Here is a 17,694-nt window from a genome sequence, read left to right on the forward strand (position 1 = left end):
CCGCACCGGGCGGCCGCAAGGCCGCTCCGGCAAGTGACGACGCTCCTTCCGCCGGGCGCCCGGCGCGGCCGGCGGGGGCAGCGATCTCATCCGCCATGGCAGCAGACCCGTGCAAGCGGGCCTCCTGGCCATGCGCGACGGAGGCCCGCCTACATGACCGCATTCGTTCTCAAGCGACTTGGCTTCGCGGCGATCACGCTGTTCGCCGTGCTGACCATCGTCTTCTTCATCGTCCGCGTGCTGCCGGGCGATCCCGCCATGGCGATCCTCGGCGACCAGGCCAGCCAGGCGGCGCTGGAGGCCTTGCGCGTGCGCCTCGGCCTCGACGTGCCGCTCTACCAGCAGTATTTCGTCTTTCTCGGCGGCGTCGTGGTCGGCGACTGGGGCGTTTCCATGGTTTCCGGCCGGCCGGTGATCGAGGAGATCCTCAAGGTCCTTCCCGCGACCATCGAGCTCACCGTCGCCTCGCTGATCCTCGGCATCGTCGTCGGCGTGCCCATCGGCGTGTGGTCGGCGGTGCGGCGCAACAAGCTGCCGGACTATCTCGCCCGCATCGGCTCGCTGCTCGGCCTCTCCTTCCCGGCCTTCGTCTCGGCGGTGCTGCTGCTCCTGTTCTTCTCGATCCACCTGCGCTGGTTCCCGGTGATCAGCTCGGGCCAGGGCAGCGGCCTTGCCGACCGGCTGCGCGACCTTGCCCTGCCGGCGATCAATCTCGGGCTGATCATGGCCGCCTACATCACCCGCGTCACCCGCTCGGCGATGCTGGAGGTGCTCAACCAGGACTATGTGCGCACGGCGAGGGCCAAGGGCCTCGCCTTCGCGATCATCGTCTGGCGGCATTGCCTGCGCAACGCCCTGATCCCGGTGGTCACCGTCGTCGGCCTCTATCTCGGCATCCTGATCGGCAATTCGGTGCTGACCGAGATCGTCTTCAACCGCCCCGGTCTCGGCAAGCTGATCGTCGGCGCACTCAACCAGCGCGACTACACGATGCTGCAGGGCATGATGGTCATCTACACGCTGATCGTCGTGCTGGTGAACCTGATCACCGACCTGACCTATGGCCTGATCGACCCGAGGATCAAATACTCATGACGACCCAGCCGAGCGCCGCGACCGGCCAACGCCCGTCGCGCATGACCTATTACCGCCTCGCAATAGCGACGGTGCTTTCGGGTCTGTTCAACGCCTTCAACGCCAACAAGACCTCGTGGGTCGGCCTTGCCGTGTTCCTGATCGTCGCGCTGCTGGCGATCCTGGCACCGGTCATCGCCCCTTACGATCCCTTGCAGCAGAACATCCTCTACCGCCTCAGGCCGCCGACGGACGCGCATTGGTTCGGCACCGACTACTATGGCCGCGACACGCTCTCGCGCATCCTGTGGGGCGCCCGCATCTCGCTGACCATCGGCCTGCTCGCCATCGGCTCGGCGATGATCATCGGCACGCTGATCGGCCTGATCGCCGGCTATTTCGGCGGCCGCACGGACCTTCTCATCATGCAGGTGATGGACGTGCTGCTCGCCTTCCCCTCGCTGATCCTCGGCCTGATCGTCGTCGCCATGCTCGGCCCGTCGGTCGCCAACCTCGTCATCGCCATTTCGCTCACCGCGATCCCGCCGTTCGCGCGCATCGCCAGGGCGCCGACGATCGCGGTCAAGAACCGCGAGTTCATCGAGGCCGGCCACGCGCTCGGCTATTCGCACCTGCGGCTGATGTTCCGCCACATCCTGCCGAACATCGCGCCGGAAGTGCTGGTGATGGGCTCGCTGTGGCTCGCCACCGCCATCCGCGTCGAGGCCTCGCTCGCCTTCATCGGCCTCGGCGTCAATCCGCCGACGGCCACCTGGGGCGGCATGATCCGCGAGGGCTTCGAGAACATTCTCGACAGTTTCTGGCTGGCCCTCTTCCCCTCGCTGGCGATCCTCGTCGTCGTCTTCTCTCTCAACCTTCTGGGCGACGGCCTGCGCGATGCGGTCGACCCGCGACTGAAGGGGGAACAATGACCGAGCCCGTTCTCAAGGTCGAAGGCCTCACCACCTCCTTCCGCATCGACGGTGCCTTCGTGCCGGTGGTGCGCGATCTCGACTTCACCATCGACACCGGCGAGACCGTTGCCATCGTCGGCGAATCCGGCTCCGGCAAGTCGGTCACCGCGCTGTCGATCATGCGGTTGCTGCAGGAAGGCTCGAGCCGCATCGAGGGTTCGGTGCGCCTGTCCGGGCGCGATCTGCTGGCGCTCGACGAGGCGGCGATGCGCGACGTGCGCGGCGGCGACATCGGCATGATCTTCCAGGAGCCGATGACCAGCCTCAACCCGGTGCTGAAGATCGGCTTCCAGATCGCCGAGGTGCTGCGCCGCCATCGCGACATGAGCCAGGCCCAAGCGGAAACAGAGGTGCTGCGGCTGTTCGACCTGGTGCGCATTCCCGACGCGAAACGGCGGATCGGCGAGTACCCGCATTCCTTCTCCGGCGGCATGCGCCAGCGGGCGATGATCGCCATGGCGCTCGCCTGCCAGCCGAAGCTCCTGATCGCCGACGAGCCGACCACCGCGCTCGACGTCACCATCCAGGCGCAGATCCTCCAGCTCATCCGCGAGTTGCAGGGCGAGATCGGCATGGCGGTGATGTTCATCACCCATGACATGGGCGTCGTCGCCGAGATCTCCGACCGGGTCGTCGTCATGCTGCGCGGCGACAAGGTCGAGGAAGCCCCCGTCGGCCGGCTGTTCGCCGCGCCCGAGCACCCCTATACGAAGATGCTGCTCGGCGCCGTGCCCCGCCTCGGCGGGCTCGGCGACACCAAGACGCCGCGCCGCTTCCCCAGGCTCGACGACACCGGCGCCGGCCCCGAGCCCGACAACGAGCCGGACCTGCGCGGCGCCCCGCTGCTGGAGGTGCGCAACCTGACGACGCGGTTCTCCGTGCGCGGCGGGCTGCTCAACCGACCGGTCGGCAATGTCCATGCGGTCGAGGACGTGTCGCTTGAGCTTGCCGCCGGCGAGACGCTGGCGCTCGTCGGGGAATCGGGTTGCGGCAAGTCGACCACGGGCCGCTCGATCCTGCGGCTGGTGCAGCCCGCCGGCGGCGAGATCCTGTTCGAGGGCAAGGACCTGATGGCCGCGAGCCATGCCGAATTGCGCCTTGCCCGCCAGCGGTTGCAGATGATCTTCCAGGACCCCTATGGCTCGCTCAACCCGCGCCAGGCGGTCGGCTCGGCCATTGCCGAACCGATCCGCGTGCACAAGCTGATGGCCGACGAGGCGATCCCCGACCGGGTCAACGAGTTGCTGCGCCTCGTCGGGTTGAAGGAGGAGCACGCCCTGCGCTTCCCGCATGAGTTCTCCGGCGGCCAGCGCCAGCGCATCTGCATCGCCCGCAGCCTGGCGCTGTCGCCGAAGATGATCGTCGCGGACGAGTCCGTCTCCGCGCTCGACGCCTCGATCAAGGCGCAGGTGATCAACCTGATGCTCGACCTGCAACGCGAGCTCGGCCTTGCCTATCTCTTCATCAGCCACGACATCGCCGTGGTCGAGCGGGTCAGCCACCGCATCGCCGTGATGCTGCTCGGCGAGATCGTCGAGATCGGCCCGCGCGACGCGGTGCTGCGCAACCCGCAGCACCCCTATACCAAGAAGCTCATCGAAGCCGTTCCGGTGCCCGATCCCGCCGACAAGCGCCAGCGCGGCGGGCTGCTTACCGACGAGTTGAAGAGCCCGGTGCGGCCGATGGGCTGGGCCCGGCCGCCGTCGCGGATGTATCCGGTCGGCGAGGGCCACATGGTGCGGGAGTTCTAGAGCACCCGCCGACCAGATTGAAACAATCTGGTCGAAAAGCGGGTGCTCAAGCCATTGATCCTGGAGCGATTTCTGATCGACCTGACGATTCCGTCAGGTCGGAAAGCGCTCCAGGGGGCGGAATTAGCAGGCCGGGCGTTCCGGCCTGGGAGTCCTGGCCTACCGCTCACGATGGACCGCTCTTCCGGCCGTCTCCTTCTCGGAGGTCATCCCGGCCGCGCGCAGCGCAGAGCCGGGACCCATTGGCACCCTCAGCAAGATTGAGGCGGGAGCGCATCGCCACCTCTACGGCTGTCATACCTGCGAAGGCAGGTATCCAGTATCCGCCGGCGTGCGGGTCTTCGCGCCAACCTCTCCCCGCGTCTTCCCGGACGAGGCCGAAGGCCGAAGATCCGGGACCAGGGAGGCACGGCGGTCGTGGGGACGGCCGGGCGTGCTGCCGAAAGGCCCTCGACTCTCCGATCCCGCATCTGCGCTTCGCTCCGTGCGGGATGACGAACGCAAGGGAGGGTGCACGGGATGACGCGGGGATGGGTGGTGCGTCCTCGCAACCGCTCTGGCAACCAATAGACCCCGGCTCTCCGGCTTCGCCTGGCCCGGTGTGACGGCAGAGGGTGGGCGGCGGCGGGGGATGTCCCCCAACCGGCCCCCCTCCAGCGCGCCCCAGACCTCAACCAGCCTCCCCTTCCAACGCCCCCTCCAGCCCCCCATCCAGGTCCGCAGGACTCCTCCTTTCCATACATACCAACCGTATGGTATGTATTTTCCATGCCAAGACCATCCAAACACTCTCCCGAACGCGGCGATGCCCGCACCCGCCTTCTGGAGGCCGCCCAGCACAGCATCCGGGCGAAGGGGTTTGCCGCCACCAGCGTCGACGACCTGTGCCGCCTCGCCGAGGTGACGAAAGGCGCGTTCTTCCACCAGTTCGGCTCCAAGGAGGCGCTCGGCATCGCCGCCGCCGAATACTGGGAGAGCGGCACAACGGCCTTCTTCGAGGCGGCGCCCTATCATCTTCCGGACGATCCGCTGGACCGCGTTCTGGCCTATGTCACCTTCCGCAAGTCGATCATCGAGGGCGAGTTCGCGGAGTTCACCTGCCTTGTCGGGACCCTGGTGCAGGAGGTCCACGCCGTCTCGCCCGACATCCGCGACGCCTGCGGCAGGAGCATCTTCGGCCACGCGGCGACGCTGGAGAGCGACATCCGCGCAGCGATGGAGGCGCGCGGCATTCGCGGCGACTGGACGGCCGAAAGCCTTGCCCGCCACACGCAGGCGGTCATCCAGGGCGGCTTCATTCTCGCCAAGGCCGGCAACGATCCCGGCCTTGCCCGCGAAAGCCTCGACCATCTCGACCGCTATATCCGCCACCTGTTCGGCAGCCCCCGAGAGGAGACGACACCATGACCCGGACCATCAAGCTCTCCTGTGCCTGCGGCGCGGTCGAAATGGAGGCCGACGATCCGCCGATCATGAGCACCGAATGCCTGTGCACCTCCTGCCGCAGCGCGGCGGATGTGTTCGAGGCCCTGCCCGGCGCGCCGCGCCTCAGGGAAGCAACGGGCGGCACGCGGACGGAGATGTACCGCAAGGACCGCGTCCGCTGCGTCAAGGGCGCTGCTCACCTGCGCGAGCACCGCCTGACGGCGCAGACCAAGACCCGCCGCGTGGTGGCGACATGCTGCAACACGCCGATCTTCCTCGACTTCACCAGCGGCCACTGGATCGACCTCTACGGCCCCCTGTGGCCCGCCGGCTCCCTGCCGCCGCTACAGATGCGCACGATGACCGGCGACATGGACGATCCCTCCATGCTGCCCGACGACGTTCCCAACCTGAAGACGCATTCGGCCGGGTTCTTCCTTCGCCTGATCGGAGCCTGGGCCGCGATGGGCTTCCGCCGCCCGCGCGCCGACTACGTGAAAGGAACGCTGGATGTCCCGGCCTGACGCGCCCTGACGCCGCCCGCCGGCCTCAGTGCCTCAGTGCCTCAGTGCCTCAGTGGCCCGGCCGGTCCTCGTCCGCCTCGCCGGGCTCCTCCGCCCGGTCGAAGCGCCGGCGCAGCAGGTCGATGCGCCGGGCAAGGTTCGGCCGGCCGACCGCCTCCGCCTGCCGCCCGAGCTGGCGCAGCGCAATGCGCAGGCCCGTGCGGGTCAGCCGGCTGTCCGGCTCGGTGAGCGCGTCCTCCATCCCCTCTTCCAGCGCGTCCAGCACCCTGTCCTTGATCGCCACATAGTCCGGCAGGCCATAGCGGCGCAGCAGCTCCTGGAACGCCTCGTGGCGGGCGGCGTCGAAGGCGATGTCCTCTCCTTGCGACCCCGCCACCGCGCTTGCCGGATGCAGCATGGCGCAGGGCACCAGCCCTTGCGGGATCGGCGTGTTGGCCGAGTGGGTGCGCCCGGAGCGCAGGAGCTTCGGCAGCACATGGGTGTGCGGCCCGTCCGGCGAGACGCCGCCGGTGTCCGGCCCGCCGATCTTCTGGTAGACCTCGACCCGCCCCAATTTGGACCGCACCACCCGGTGCGGATGCGCCCGCAGGATCGCCGCCATCGCCGGGTTCTGCGGATCCATCACCGAGCGGCCGGCAGTGTCCCGCAGGAGTGCCAGCAACTCCGGATCATTGGTGCGGATGCAGAACTCGATCTGCGGCTGCGCCAGCCCCATGTCGAACAGCACCGCGCCCCTGTCCTCCTCGCGCAGGGCGTCCGCGTCCGGCCCCAGCTCGCTCAGCACCGCCCGTCGCGTCACCGCGGCCTGCTCCTCTGGCAGGCACAGCGCCAGCCCCTGGCCCCAGCGATGCGCGCGCGGGCTCAGCGTCTCGAAGGCGATGGCCGCCGCCTCGCTCACCGCCTGCGGATCGAGGCGGATGCCGCCCTTGCCGGTCACCCGGCACAGCTCCTGCGGCCGGTCGAGGCGCAGTTCGTCGTCGGCGCGCTGGTGAAACTCGGCGATGGCGCCGAAGGAGCCGATGCTCCAGCCGGCATCGCGGTCGGCCAGCCGTTCCGCAAGAATGTCGATGAGGCTCAACGTGGTCCCTCCCTGGCAATCAGGTGGCTGGGGACGACGGAGGGCCGCCCCCCGATGTCGATATGTTCGGCGCGGATGCCGTAGACGCCGGCAAGGCGGGCCTCGTCCAGCACCTCGCCCGGCGCCCCGTCGGCAACGAGCCGTCCGCCGTCGAGCAGCAGCAGCCGGTCGCACCAGCGGCTCGCCAGCGTCAGGTCGTGCAGCGACACGAAGACCGGCCGCCCTTCCACGACAAGGTCGGCCAGCACCTGCATCAGGGCGATCTGGTGCGCCGGGTCGAGGCCGTTCACCGGCTCGTCGGCGATGCAGGCATGCGGGGCCTGCGCCAGCATCCGAGCGATCAGCACCCGCGCCTGCTCGCCGCCCGACAGCGTGTCGAAGGGCCGGCGGGCAAAGCCAGTGACGTCCATCCGCTCCATCGCCTCGCGGGCCTGGCGCAGGTCGTCGGCCGACGCCCCGCCGAACCCGCCGCGATGCGGCAGGCGGCCGAGCAGCACCACTTCGATGCACTCCATCGGCCAATGCACCGTCCGCTCCTGCGGCATGTAGCCGATCAGTCGGGCGCGCTCGCTTGCCGGCATCGCGGTAAGCTCGCGTCCCTGCCAGCGGAGGCTGCCCGCATGGGCCTGCAATCCGGTCATCGCCCGCATCAGGGTCGACTTGCCCGCCCCGTTCGGGCCGATCACGCCGACGAGCTGCGGCCGCTCGCAGGAAAACGAGATCCCCCGCAAAGTCTCGCGCGCGCCCCGGCGCACGGTGACGCTGTCGCAGTCGAGACGGATCATGCCGTCCTCCGGCGCAGGCTCACCAGCAGCCAGAGGAAGAACGGCGCGCCGAGAAGGGCGGTGACGACGCCGAGCTTCAGGTCGCGGTCGGGCATCACCACCCGCACCGCGATGTCGGCGGCCAGCAGGAAGGCCGCCCCGCCCAGCGCGCTCGCCGGCAGCAGGCGCGAGGGCCGGTGGCCGACCAGCGGGCGCAGCAGATGCGGCACGATCAGCCCGACGAAGCCGATGGCGCCGCTCACCGCCGTCGCCCCGCCGACGCCGATGGCGGTGCCCACCACCGCCAGCACCCGCGTGCGGTCGAGGTCGATGCCGAGGCTGCGGGCAACGTCCGGGCCGAGCGCCAGCGCATCCAGCGCCCGCCCCGTCAGCGCCAGCATGACGCCGCCGACCGCGATGAACGGCAGCGCCAGCCCGACATGAACGAGGCTGCGGTCGGTCAGCGACCCCAGCATCCAGAAGACGATCTCCAGCGCCGCGAAGGGGCTCGGCGACAGGTTCAGCGCCAGCGAGGTCAGCGCCCCGGCGAGCGAGGACAGGGCAACACCGGCGAGGATGATGACGAGAATGTCGCCCGAGCGCCCCACCAGCATCTGCACCAGCATCACCGCAACCAGCGCCCCGGCCAGCGCGCAGAGCGGCAGCGCGTAGGGGTGCAGCGCCGTCAGCCCGGCATAGATCGCGATCACCGCGCCGAGCGAGGCACTCGCGGAAATGCCGAGCAGGCCCGGTTCGGCCAGCGGATTGCGCAGGAAGCCCTGCAGCACCGCCCCCGACAGGCCGAGGATCGCGCCGATACCCGCGCCCAGCAGCGCGCGCGGCAGGCGGATCTCGGCGAGGATCAGCGCCTCGGCGCTGTCCGTGTCGTTGAACGCTGCCGTCAGCGTCAGCGGATCGATCCACACCTGGCCGATCCCGAGCGAGGCAAGGAACAGCAGCGCGGCCAGCAGGCCAAGGCCCGCCAGCAGCAGCGGATAGCGGCGGTCCGCGCTCATCGGCCGGCCTCCCTATGCCTGGAGGTCCCGCCGCTGGCCTCGGCGCGCAGCCGCTTGACCGCCTCCAGCGTCAGCGGCGTGCCGCAGATCCAGGCGCGGCTGTCGGCGGAAAGCCGCCGCTCGCTCGAAAACCGCGCATCGAGCGCCGGATGGCGCAGGATGTCCGCCGCCCGCGAGGGATCATTGCGCGAGCGTTCCCACAGCAGCACATAGTCCGGATCGGCCAGCACCAAGACCTCCAGCGGCAGCCGCGTCGTGCCGGTGATCGCCAGATCCTCGCCGAGATGGCGCAGGCCCGCCGCGCCGACGATGGCGTTTTCCAGCGTGCCGGCACCCGACGTGTAGCTGTTGGCGCCGAAGGAGCCGAGCACCGGAGCATTCTCGCCCGGCGGTGCGGCGGCCAGCGCCGTCGCCTCGGCGTCGAAGGCGGCGATCAGCCGCGCGGCCTCAGCCTCGCGCCCCAGCAGCTCGCCCATCCGGCGGACGTTTTCGCGAATGTCGGCGAAGCTCGCCTCGGGGCGGAATTCCTCCACCCGGCGCCCCAGGCGCCGCAACAGGTTGACCGTCGCCCGCGTCGTATAGGTACCGGCCACCACCAGGTCGGGGTCGAGGCGGAAGATCTCCTCCGCCAGCCCGTGATTGATCGCAAGCCCCGCCGCCTCAGCGCTCATCAACGAGACGTCCGGCTTGGCGGCCAGATGCGAGACCGAGATGAGCTGGCCGGGCGCGGCCACCAGCATGGCGATCTGGTCGGTGCACAGGTTCATCGAAACGACGCGCCGGGGCGCCTCGCCCGCCGCCAGAGCCGCAGGGGCCGGAACCGCCAGCGCCAGCGCCAGCAGGACGGCGAGGACACGCCCCGCCGCCCCGCGCCTTGCGTCAGAAGCTTGCCTTGATGCCCGCATAGGCGGTCAATCCTTGTGCCCGATAGCTGTAGACTTCCTGGTATCGCTGATCGAGCAGGTTCTCGACCCGTCCATAGACCATGAAATTCTCCGAGACCCTGTAGTCGGCGCCGACATTGACGAGGAAATACTCGGAGAGCGTCACCCGGGTCTGCGGCGTCGCGCTGATGAACTCGCTGTCCTTCATCCGGCCGTTGAAGATCGCATCGAGAAAGACGGTTCCCCGTCCCTCGTCGAAGCCGCGCACCAGGCTGAGCGAGGCCGAGTGCTTGGGCCGGCGCACCTCCTCCAGCCCGCTCGGCTCGGTCGCATCGAGATAGGTATAGGTGCCCTTGACGGAGAGGTCGGCGAGCAGTTCGACACCGAGCGACACCTCGATGCCCTGGCGCTTGCTGGTGCCCGCCATATTGGCCGGCGAGGAGCCGACACCCGGCACCCAGGGCGTCCAGATCTCGTCCTCCAGCCGCTCGTTGAAATAGGTCACGTCGGCGACCGCCCGCCCGTCCCAGAACCGCTGCTCGATGCCGATGTCCCAGGCGAAGTTCTTCTCCGGCCTGAGGTTCGGATTGCCGGTGAAGCTCGCCGGGATGAAGCCGAACTGCTCGAAGAAGGTCGGATTGGTGACGCCGGTGCCGATCGAGGCATGGAAGCGCGTGCCGGTCTCGCGCAGCAGATAGGCGGCGCTGGCGCTGTAGGTCAGCGTGTCCTTGAACTGGTCGTTGCGGTCGTACCGCAGGCCCGCTCCCAGGAACACCGTGTCGAGGAAGGCGCCGCGATACTCGGCGACATAGCTGGTCAGGTCGCGCTGCTTGCCGGGGATCTGCGAGGGATCGAAGCTCGGGAACGCGTTCTTGTAGTGCTCGCGCTCCCATTCGACGGCGCCGGTCAGACTGTGCTCGGCATCGAGGAAGTCCGGCGTCTCGGCGCTCACCGTCGCCTGATAGCTGAGGTGCAGCCGGCGGTCGTCATTGCCGTTCAGGCTGCCGCTGCCAAACCCGCGCCGCTCCAGCCCGGTGTATCTGGCCCGCGCCTTCTGCACCAGCCGGTCGTCGAACAGCGACCAGGACAGGCCGACGCCGGTGTAGAATTCCTTCGTCGCGTTGTAGCCGGGCGTGTCGATGACGAGGCCCTCCGTCGGCGTCGGCGGCCAGGCGAAGTCCTGGTCGTCCGTGTCCGACTTGCGGTCGACATAGCGGGCGCTGAGATCGAGGCTCAGCGCGTCGGTGATGTCCCAGTTGAAGCGGCCGTTCAGCGTGGCGTTGCGGTCGCCGTCCTTTTCCGAGCCGAATTGCGAGATGTTGAAGCCCTCGTTCTGGCGCCAGGCGCCGGAGACGGCGATGTCGTATCTCTCGCCGCCGCCACGCACGCCGACATGGCCGGCCACCGTCCTGTCGGTGCCGGTTTCCGCCCGGCCGGTGATTTCCAGGTCGTTGCGCAGGCCGCCCTTGGTGGTGATGGCGATGACGCCCGAGCTGGCATTGGAGCCGTAGATGGCGCTTTGCGGGCCGCGCAGCACCTCGATCCGCTCGATATCGGCGACCTGCAATCCGCCGAAGTCGAACTCGCCGCTGGAGGTCGCCGCCACCTCGATGCCGTCGATCAGCACCAGAACGTGGTTGGCCTCCGAGCCGCGGATGCGGATCTGCGTCATGCCGCCATTGCCGCCGGTGCGCGAGACGGCGATGCCCGGCACCTTGCGCAGCGCATCGGCGACATAGCGCGTCTGCGTCGTCTCCAGCTCCTCGCCCGTGATCACCGTATGCGCCCGGCCCACCGCCTCGGCGGCGACCGGCGTGCGCCCGGCCGAGACGACGATCCGGTCGAGCTGCGTCGCCTCCTCTTCAAAATCCTGACCGCGGGCATCGCCCGGCGCGGCAATCATCGCCGCCCCCATTCCGGCCCCCAGCACGGCAGCCAACGGCCGGGCGCGCAAGGCGCCCCTCAAAATGAACCTCATCCAGACACACCCCTGACGTGCGCCGGAACGCCCCTCGGCGCTCCGTCGCGATACGGCACGAGCCGGCGGACGCAGGCACGCCCCCAAGCGCGAAGACGCAAGGCGGCGGCCTGCGGACGCAGGCGGTTTTCGGGTGTCACCTCAACGGAAAGCCGCGCCTCGACACACCCCGCGTCGAAGATCGGGTGACCGACAGGGGCAGGTCTCCTGGCTCACGGGTCATCGCGGACATTCACCTTCCCAACCCTGCCTTTGGCGGCGGGGTCAGTGGCCTTCGAACGTCCACTCTCCGTTCACAGTTGCGGGGGCAGCCACGGTTTCGGTCCCTGTTGGGTACGCCTCACCGTGTTCCCTTTTCATCCGGACATGTCCGGAACCTCTGTCGGCGTCAAAGAGAGCGGTTTCGCGCGCCCGAGTCAATCGTCTGTCGCAGTCCCGTTCGCCGCTGCAACCGGACGCTGCGTCAGGTGATCTTCGGGCGTGGCGGGGCGGGGGGCGCGCTCCCTCCAGTGGGCGAATCCGTTCCCGCCGTCGCCGGGTCGCAAAAGCCACCACTTGACTTTCGCCGGCCAAGCACCGACCTTCGGGGCATGAACACGACCGCACCGCGCCAGATTTGCGTTTTCAGGGTGTGCCCCATCGCGGGACACTGACCCCCGGCTAGGTCGCGTCGCGCCCCGGCCGCGGGGCATAGGCCGGCTCGTCCCCTCGCGGGCACACAGCAGGCCATAACGGCGGCGAACACTTCCCCTCACGAGATCCAGACCGCCCGACGCGCGCCTTTGTGCGTCGGCGGCCTTACAACATTGCAAGGACGCCGAGAATGGCTCCAGATACCCGCAAGCGGCGCAAGCCCGCCATCACCGTGACCCGCTCCGACCACGAGCGGCTGTCCGGGCTTGCCGAGTCCATTTCCACCCGCAATCCCGCTGTCGCCGAGCAGTTGGCGAGCGAGCTCGATCGCGCCCGCATCGTCGACGACCGGCGCATTGCCGCCGACGTCGTGCGCATGGGATCGCGGCTGCGCTTCACCACCGATGCCGGCGAGGACCGTTCCGTGACGCTGGTCTTCCCGGGCGAGGCCAATATCGCCGAGGGCAAGATTTCCGTCCTCACCCCGATCGGCGCCGCCTTGGTCGGCCTGTCCGCCGGCCAGTCCATCGACTGGACGGCTCTCGACGGGCGCACCCACCGGCTGACCGTGGAGAGCGTCGAGCCCCCCGCCGTGGCCGAGGCCGAGGCGCGGCCGGCATGAGCGCCACCGCGTCGACCAAAGAGCCGAAGCCGCGCGACCGGCTGGCGATTTTCGGAGGCTGTCTCATCGCAGGATCCTAACCCCTGCGCTGCCGACCCGGCAGCCAGGGGACTCCGATCCGTTTCACCTTTGCCGCTCCACGGACGGAGCGCTGGAGACCTGCGATGTCCACCGAGACCTGCATCCTGACCACCAAGGACTTCACCATTCTCGAGGTGATGCGCGACCGCCGCCGCGGCCGCGAGGATCCTCTCGTGCCGATCCTCAAGCGCAAGCTCGAGACGGCGACCATCGTCTTCCGCGAGGACGTGCCGGAGACGGTCGCCACCTTGAGCAGCCGCGTCACCTACAGCGTCGACGGCCGCCCGCCCGACACGCGGGTGATCTCGCACGACCACCTGTCCATGCCGATGGGGATGTTCCTGCCGATCACCACCCGGCGCGGGCTGGCCCTGCTCGGCCTGTCGGAGGGCGAGGAATTCGTTCTGACGGACGCGGCCGGACACCCCGAGCGGGTCCTGCTGCAGAAGGTCCACTTCCAGCCGGAGGCCGCCCGGCGCGGCGGCACGACGCCGGAGGGCCTGCCGCAGGCGATTCCCGAGCCGGCGCGGCGCCGGCCCGTGCTGAAACTGGTGCATGGCGCCCTGCCCGGCGCGGACGGCCCGCCGGCCGGCGGCTATAAGGGGCCGGAAGACCCCGGCCCCTCGGCGGCCTGACGCCCGCGTCCGATCTGGAGACGACAGCCATGCTCGATTACCTGGTGCTGGCGGCGGCGGCCTTCGCCGCCGGCATGCTCAACACGGTCGCGGGAGGCGGCACCTTCCTCACCTTCCCCGCGCTCGTCTATACCGGCGTGCCGGTGGTGGCGGCCAATGCGACGAGCGCGGTTGCCGTGTTTCCCGGCTATCTCGGCGGCGCCGTCGGCTTCCGCAAGGAGATTGCCGCCATCGATCGGGGCCTGCTGCTGCGCGTCGTCCTCGTCACGGCGCTCGGCGGGTTCCTCGGCTCCTTGCTGCTGCTGGTCTCCTCCAACGAGGCGTTCTCGGCTGTCGTCCCCTTCCTGCTGCTCGCCGCCACCCTCACCTTCGCCTTCGCCGACCGGCTGCAGATCTGGGCGCAGCGGCAGCGCCTTGCGCCCGGCGGGCCGCTCGGTACCGTGCTGGTGTCGATCTATGGCGGCTATTTCAACGGCGGCCTCGGCATCGTGCTGCTGGCGCTGTTCTCGCTGTGGGGCCTGCGCGACCTCAACACGATGAACGGGCTGAAGACCGGCCTTTCCTTCGTCCTCTCCGCCATCTCGGTCGCGACCTTCGCCGCGGCCGGTCTCGTCAGTTGGCCGCAGGCCATCCTGATGATGGTCGCCGCCACCATCGGCGGCTATGCCGGCGCGCCGGTCGCCCGCGCGCTGCCGCGACAGGCGGTGCGGGCCATCGTCATCGCCGTCGGCGGGCTCATGAGTGTCATCTTCTTCTGGCGCCTGGTCTTCTGACGGCAGGTCGCCTGACGGCAGGTCTCCGGCGTGGCGTGCCGGCCGGAGACCCGCGCTCAGATGCCCAGATAGGCCTTGCGGATGCGGTCGTCATGCAGCAGCTCGCGGGCCGAACCCTCGATCTCGATCGCGCCCGAGGCCATCACATAGGCCCGTTCCGCGCTGTGCAGGGCCAGCGACACGTTCTGCTCGACCAGCAGCACCGTGACGCCGGAGCGGTGGATGTCGAGGAAGCGCTGGTGCATCTCCTCCACCACCATCGGCGCAAGGCCGAGGCTCGGCTCGTCGAGGATGAGGAGCTTGGGCTCCAGCATCATGCCGCGGCCGACCGCCACCATCTGCTGCTCGCCGCCGGACATCGAGCCGGCATATTGCGCACGCCGCTCCTTCAGCCGCGGGAACAGCTCGAACACCCGCTCCAGCGCCTGCTGCACCGCTCCCTTGTCGGCATGCGAAAAGGCGCCCATCCTGAGGTTTTCCTCCACCGTCATCTCCGGGAAGACATGGCGCCCTTCCGGAACATGGGCGATGCCGAGGCCGGCGATCTGATGCGCCTTCATCCGCGTCAGGTCGCGCCCCTCGAAGGCGATGCGGCCCCGGCACTGCGGCAGCAGGCCGGAGATCGCGCGCAAAAGCGTGCTCTTGCCGGCGGTGTTGGCGCCGATCACGGCAACGAACTCGTTGCGCGCCACATGCAGCGAGATGCCGTGCAGCACCGGCTGGGCGCCATAGCCGGCGGTCAGCTCGCCGATCTCCAGCAGGACGTCCGTGTGACTGGCCGTGGCCTGCATCAGTGGCCCTCCCCTTGCGTCGAGAAATTGGCGCCGAGATAGGCGTCCAGCACCTTGCGGTTGCTGGCGATCTCCTGCGGCGTGCCGTCGGCGATCATCTCGCCGAAATTCAGCACGATCAGCCGCTCGCACAGTTTCATCACCGCCTTCATGTGGTGCTCGACGACGATGAAGGTCATGCCCTCCTCGCGCAGCGAGCGCACCAGCTCGATGATCTCCTCCATCTCCGCCGGCGTCAGCGCCGCCATCACCTCGTCCAGCAGCAGGAGCTTGGGCGAGGTGCACAGGGCACGGGCCACCTCGACGCGGGCGCGCTCGGGGAAGGACAGGTCGCCCGCCTTCTTGCCGGCGATGGCGCCGATGCCGACCCGCTCCAGGCACTCGGCGGCGAAGCGGCGCGCGTCCGTGAGGCTGCGGTTGACCAGCCCGCCGGTCACCACATTGTCGAGCACGGAGGTTTCGGCGAACAGCGCGACGTTCTGGAACGTCTTGGTCAGGCCGGCCTTGGCGATCTGGTGCGGCTTCATCCCGCCGATGCTCTTGCCGTCGAAGATCACCTCGCCCGAGCTCGGCGGATAGATCCCGACCAGCACGTTGAACAGCGTCGTCTTGCCGGCGCCGTTCGGGCCGATCAGGCCGACGATCTCGCCCGGCGCGACGGTGAAGGCGACGTTGGAATTGGCCACCAGGCCGCCGAAGCGGCGGGTGACGTTGCGCACCTCGAGAAGCTGGCCGCTCATGCGCGCTGCCTCCGCTTGAGCCGGTCGCGCAGCGACTCGAACAGCGAGATCAGGCCGCGCGGGTTGAGCAGGATCACCACGATCAGCAGCACGCCATAGGCGAATTGCGACAGGCCGGCGATGGAGTTGCCGAGATAGGAATTGGCCATCTCTTCCAGCGGAATGATCACCGCCGCGCCGATCCACGGGCCATAGAGCCGGCCGGCACCGCCGAGGATGACGATCAGCGCCATCTTCACCGAGATCGTCGCCACGCCGAAGATCGTGTCGGGATCGAAGAAGAACTGGAACTGGGCATAGAGCGTGCCGAGCATCGCGGTCAGCACCGCCGACAGCAGCGAGGCATGCAGCTTCACCCGGTAGGTGTTGACGCCGATCACCTCGGCCGCCGTCTCGTTCTCCTTGATCGCCCGCAGCCGGTAGCCGAAGGCCGAGGTCTGGACGCGCCAGAACACCAGCGACACCAGGACCATGGCGCCGAGGAACAGGTAATAGTTCGGCAGCACGGTCTGGAACTGCAGCGCCCAGAAGCCGGCATCGGGCCGGTAGGGCACGGAGATGCCGACCGGTCCGCCGGTCAGGCTGGTCCAGGAATTGGCGACGACGCGGGCGACCTCGCCGGCGGCAAGCGTCGCCAGCGCGAAATAGTGGCCCTTCAGCCGGAGCGTCGGCAGCGACAGCACCAGCGCGAAGAACGCCGCCAGGAACATCCCGACGAACACGCCGATCAGCGGCGAGAGGCCGAACGAGCCGAACAGGATCGTCGAACTGTAGGCGCCGATGCCGAAATAGGCCGCGTGGCCGAGCGAGATCTGGTTGGCGAGGCCGCCGACGATGTTCCAGGCCTGGCCCATCGCGCAGAACAGCAGCATCAGGCACAGGATGCGCAGCGTGTAGCCATAGGGATCGAGGCCGAGCGGGGCGATGATCAGCGCCAGCACGACCAGCGCGGGAAGCGCGATGGACAGGGTCTCGGCGCGGGTCATGAGCGCCTCCGGGCGACGATGCCTTCCGGCCGCAGCGCCAGCACCAGGATGAACACCACGAACAGCGCGAGGTTCTGGAGCTGGATCGGCATGAACAGGGCGGAGAAGGACTGGATGATGCCGACGGCGATTCCGCCGATGATCGCGCCGGTCACCGAGCCGAGGCCGCCGAGCACCACCACCGTGAACATCAGCACCGCATAGCCCGAGCCGACCGCCGGCGAGGCGGTGATATAGGGCAGCACGACCGAGCCGCCGAAGGCGGTGGTGCCGACGCCGAGGCCGAAGGCGACCGCGTACATCAAGTCCGTGTTGACGCCCATCAGCTTGGCCGCCATCGGGTCCTGCGAGGTCGCGCGCATGGCCGCGCCGAAGCGGGTCTTGTTGAGGAACAGCCACACCGCGCTGCCCGACAGCAGCGCCATCAGGAAGGCGTAGAGCTTGTCCATGCCGACCAGCACCCGCTCCGTGCCGTGGGAGAACAGCGTCAGCGACTGCGTCTGGTAAGGCGTCGTCACCGAGCGGTATTCGGCGCCCATGATCATCAGCGCGGCGTTTTCCAGCGCGAACAGCATGCCGACGGTCAGGAAGATCTGCGCGACCTGCGGCGCGCCGAGCACCGGGCGGATCAGCACGCGCTGCAGCACCATGCCGAAGCCGAAGGTCACGGCGAGCGCGATGAAGGCGCCGAGCATCGGGTCGAGGCCGAGAAAGTGCCAGCACGCCCAGCCGATGAACATGCCGATCATCATGAACTCCGCATGGGCGAAGTTGACGATGTGCATGACGCCGAAAACGAGGCTGAGACCGATCGCCAGCACCGCGTAGACGCCGCCGATCATGATCCCGTCGAGCAGGGTCTGGAGCAGGATGATGAGGTATTCCATGGTCCCCTCACAAGGTTCGCCGGGAGGGTGCTTGAGGACCCTCCCGGTCGCCTGGCAGCCCCTCAGCGGGGGCTTGAG

Annotated in this window: 17 protein-coding genes and 1 riboswitch; of the genes, 8 read left to right on the forward strand and 9 right to left on the reverse strand. The window is 68.8% G+C overall.

What is annotated here, in order from left to right; genetic code table 11:
* Nucleotides 1-153: 153 nt before the first annotated feature.
* From TSB10GB4_RS15955 to TSB10GB4_RS15975, 5 genes are all read left to right on the forward strand, one after another.
* Nucleotides 154-1,095 carry an ABC transporter permease gene (locus TSB10GB4_RS15955; RefSeq protein WP_186396531.1) on the forward strand — a complete coding sequence of 314 codons (942 nt, stop codon included), beginning with the start codon at nt 154-156 and terminating at the stop codon, nt 1,093-1,095.
* Complete coding sequence (locus TSB10GB4_RS15960; RefSeq protein WP_244292958.1) at nt 1,092-2,006, forward strand: ABC transporter permease; 915 nt, start codon at nt 1,092-1,094, stop codon at nt 2,004-2,006. The genes TSB10GB4_RS15955 and TSB10GB4_RS15960 overlap by 4 nt, the downstream gene beginning before the upstream one ends.
* Nucleotides 2,003-3,799, forward strand: coding sequence for an ABC transporter ATP-binding protein (locus TSB10GB4_RS15965; protein WP_186396532.1), 1,797 nt, complete (start codon nt 2,003-2,005; stop codon nt 3,797-3,799). The genes TSB10GB4_RS15960 and TSB10GB4_RS15965 overlap by 4 nt, the downstream gene beginning before the upstream one ends.
* A 768-nt stretch (nt 3,800-4,567) precedes the next feature.
* On the forward strand, nt 4,568-5,206 hold the full coding sequence (locus TSB10GB4_RS15970; protein WP_186396533.1) for a TetR/AcrR family transcriptional regulator: 639 nt from the start codon (nt 4,568-4,570) through the stop codon (nt 5,204-5,206).
* Nucleotides 5,203-5,748 carry a GFA family protein gene (locus TSB10GB4_RS15975; protein WP_186396534.1) on the forward strand — a complete coding sequence of 182 codons (546 nt, stop codon included), beginning with the start codon at nt 5,203-5,205 and terminating at the stop codon, nt 5,746-5,748. The genes TSB10GB4_RS15970 and TSB10GB4_RS15975 overlap by 4 nt, the downstream gene beginning before the upstream one ends.
* 49 nt (nt 5,749-5,797) lie before the next feature.
* Here TSB10GB4_RS15975 and TSB10GB4_RS15980 read toward each other — a convergent pair whose 3' ends face one another.
* From TSB10GB4_RS15980 to TSB10GB4_RS16000, 5 genes are read right to left on the reverse strand one after another with little or no spacing between them, the layout of a single operon-like run.
* Nucleotides 5,798-6,826, reverse strand: coding sequence for a hypothetical protein (locus tag TSB10GB4_RS15980; protein ID WP_186396535.1), 1,029 nt, complete (start codon nt 6,824-6,826; stop codon nt 5,798-5,800).
* Nucleotides 6,823-7,611, reverse strand: a complete 789-nt coding sequence (locus TSB10GB4_RS15985; protein ID WP_186396536.1) for an ABC transporter ATP-binding protein — start codon at nt 7,609-7,611, stop codon at nt 6,823-6,825. Before TSB10GB4_RS15985 ends, TSB10GB4_RS15980 begins: the two co-directional genes overlap by 4 nt.
* Nucleotides 7,608-8,606, reverse strand: coding sequence for an iron ABC transporter permease (locus tag TSB10GB4_RS15990; protein ID WP_186396537.1), 999 nt, complete (start codon nt 8,604-8,606; stop codon nt 7,608-7,610). Before TSB10GB4_RS15990 ends, TSB10GB4_RS15985 begins: the two co-directional genes overlap by 4 nt.
* A complete protein-coding gene (locus TSB10GB4_RS15995) occupies nt 8,603-9,511 on the reverse strand; it encodes an ABC transporter substrate-binding protein (RefSeq protein WP_186396538.1) in 909 nt (302 codons plus the stop codon). Before TSB10GB4_RS15995 ends, TSB10GB4_RS15990 begins: the two co-directional genes overlap by 4 nt.
* Nucleotides 9,486-11,468, reverse strand: a complete 1,983-nt coding sequence (locus TSB10GB4_RS16000) for a TonB-dependent siderophore receptor (RefSeq protein WP_186396539.1) — start codon at nt 11,466-11,468, stop codon at nt 9,486-9,488. The genes TSB10GB4_RS15995 and TSB10GB4_RS16000 overlap by 26 nt, the downstream gene beginning before the upstream one ends.
* Nucleotides 11,469-11,647: 179 nt before the next feature.
* Nucleotides 11,648-11,864: riboswitch (cobalamin riboswitch) on the reverse strand.
* A gap of 427 nt (nt 11,865-12,291) precedes the next feature.
* Between TSB10GB4_RS16000 and rnk the strand changes: the two genes are divergently transcribed.
* From rnk to TSB10GB4_RS16015, 3 genes are all read left to right on the forward strand, one after another.
* Entirely contained in the window at nt 12,292-12,723 is a 432-nt protein-coding gene (gene rnk / locus TSB10GB4_RS16005) for a nucleoside diphosphate kinase regulator (RefSeq protein ID WP_186386535.1), read from the forward strand.
* Between the two features lie 164 nt (nt 12,724-12,887).
* Nucleotides 12,888-13,439: a nucleoside-diphosphate kinase gene (locus TSB10GB4_RS16010; protein ID WP_186386534.1), complete on the forward strand. Its 552-nt coding sequence runs from the start codon at nt 12,888-12,890 to the stop codon at nt 13,437-13,439.
* Nucleotides 13,440-13,468: 29 nt separating this feature from the next.
* Nucleotides 13,469-14,212: a sulfite exporter TauE/SafE family protein gene (locus tag TSB10GB4_RS16015; protein ID WP_186386533.1), complete on the forward strand. Its 744-nt coding sequence runs from the start codon at nt 13,469-13,471 to the stop codon at nt 14,210-14,212.
* 56 nt (nt 14,213-14,268) lie between these two features.
* Here the strand turns inward: TSB10GB4_RS16015 and TSB10GB4_RS16020 are convergent, their stop codons facing one another.
* The 4 genes from TSB10GB4_RS16020 to TSB10GB4_RS16035 are packed head-to-tail and all read right to left on the reverse strand — an operon-like array spanning nt 14,269 to nt 17,616.
* A complete protein-coding gene (locus tag TSB10GB4_RS16020) occupies nt 14,269-15,003 on the reverse strand; it encodes an ABC transporter ATP-binding protein (protein ID WP_371328911.1) in 735 nt (244 codons plus the stop codon).
* A complete protein-coding gene (locus tag TSB10GB4_RS16025) occupies nt 15,003-15,743 on the reverse strand; it encodes an ABC transporter ATP-binding protein (RefSeq protein WP_186396540.1) in 741 nt (246 codons plus the stop codon). Before TSB10GB4_RS16025 ends, TSB10GB4_RS16020 begins: the two co-directional genes overlap by 1 nt.
* Nucleotides 15,740-16,729, reverse strand: coding sequence for a branched-chain amino acid ABC transporter permease (locus TSB10GB4_RS16030; protein WP_186396541.1), 990 nt, complete (start codon nt 16,727-16,729; stop codon nt 15,740-15,742). Before TSB10GB4_RS16030 ends, TSB10GB4_RS16025 begins: the two co-directional genes overlap by 4 nt.
* A complete protein-coding gene (locus TSB10GB4_RS16035) occupies nt 16,726-17,616 on the reverse strand; it encodes a branched-chain amino acid ABC transporter permease (RefSeq protein ID WP_244570928.1) in 891 nt (296 codons plus the stop codon). The genes TSB10GB4_RS16030 and TSB10GB4_RS16035 overlap by 4 nt, the downstream gene beginning before the upstream one ends.
* Nucleotides 17,617-17,694: the final 78 nt, after the last annotated feature.

This window comes from Stappia sp. TSB10GB4 (genome assembly GCF_900185745.1).
Classification (GTDB): domain Bacteria; phylum Pseudomonadota; class Alphaproteobacteria; order Rhizobiales; family Stappiaceae; genus Stappia.

Coding starts and splice junctions, on each gene's coding strand:
- TSB10GB4_RS16015 (WP_186386533.1), top strand. CDS start 13,469: ATGCTCGATTACCTGGTGCTGGCGGCGGCGGCCTTCGCCGCCGGCATG.
- TSB10GB4_RS15970 (WP_186396533.1), top strand. CDS start 4,568: ATGCCAAGACCATCCAAACACTCTCCCGAACGCGGCGATGCCCGCACC.
- TSB10GB4_RS16030 (WP_186396541.1), bottom strand. CDS start 16,729: ATGACCCGCGCCGAGACCCTGTCCATCGCGCTTCCCGCGCTGGTCGTG.
- TSB10GB4_RS15975 (WP_186396534.1), top strand. CDS start 5,203: ATGACCCGGACCATCAAGCTCTCCTGTGCCTGCGGCGCGGTCGAAATG.
- TSB10GB4_RS16025 (WP_186396540.1), bottom strand. CDS start 15,743: ATGAGCGGCCAGCTTCTCGAGGTGCGCAACGTCACCCGCCGCTTCGGC.
- TSB10GB4_RS16035 (WP_244570928.1), bottom strand. CDS start 17,616: ATGGAATACCTCATCATCCTGCTCCAGACCCTGCTCGACGGGATCATG.
- TSB10GB4_RS15965 (WP_186396532.1), top strand. CDS start 2,003: ATGACCGAGCCCGTTCTCAAGGTCGAAGGCCTCACCACCTCCTTCCGC.
- TSB10GB4_RS16010 (WP_186386534.1), top strand. CDS start 12,888: ATGTCCACCGAGACCTGCATCCTGACCACCAAGGACTTCACCATTCTC.
- TSB10GB4_RS15990 (WP_186396537.1), bottom strand. CDS start 8,606: ATGAGCGCGGACCGCCGCTATCCGCTGCTGCTGGCGGGCCTTGGCCTG.
- TSB10GB4_RS15955 (WP_186396531.1), top strand. CDS start 154: ATGACCGCATTCGTTCTCAAGCGACTTGGCTTCGCGGCGATCACGCTG.
- rnk (WP_186386535.1), top strand. CDS start 12,292: ATGGCTCCAGATACCCGCAAGCGGCGCAAGCCCGCCATCACCGTGACC.
- TSB10GB4_RS15985 (WP_186396536.1), bottom strand. CDS start 7,611: ATGATCCGTCTCGACTGCGACAGCGTCACCGTGCGCCGGGGCGCGCGC.
- TSB10GB4_RS16020 (WP_371328911.1), bottom strand. CDS start 15,003: ATGCAGGCCACGGCCAGTCACACGGACGTCCTGCTGGAGATCGGCGAG.
- TSB10GB4_RS15960 (WP_244292958.1), top strand. CDS start 1,092: ATGACGACCCAGCCGAGCGCCGCGACCGGCCAACGCCCGTCGCGCATG.
- TSB10GB4_RS15995 (WP_186396538.1), bottom strand. CDS start 9,511: ATGCGGGCATCAAGGCAAGCTTCTGACGCAAGGCGCGGGGCGGCGGGG.
- TSB10GB4_RS16000 (WP_186396539.1), bottom strand. CDS start 11,468: ATGAGGTTCATTTTGAGGGGCGCCTTGCGCGCCCGGCCGTTGGCTGCC.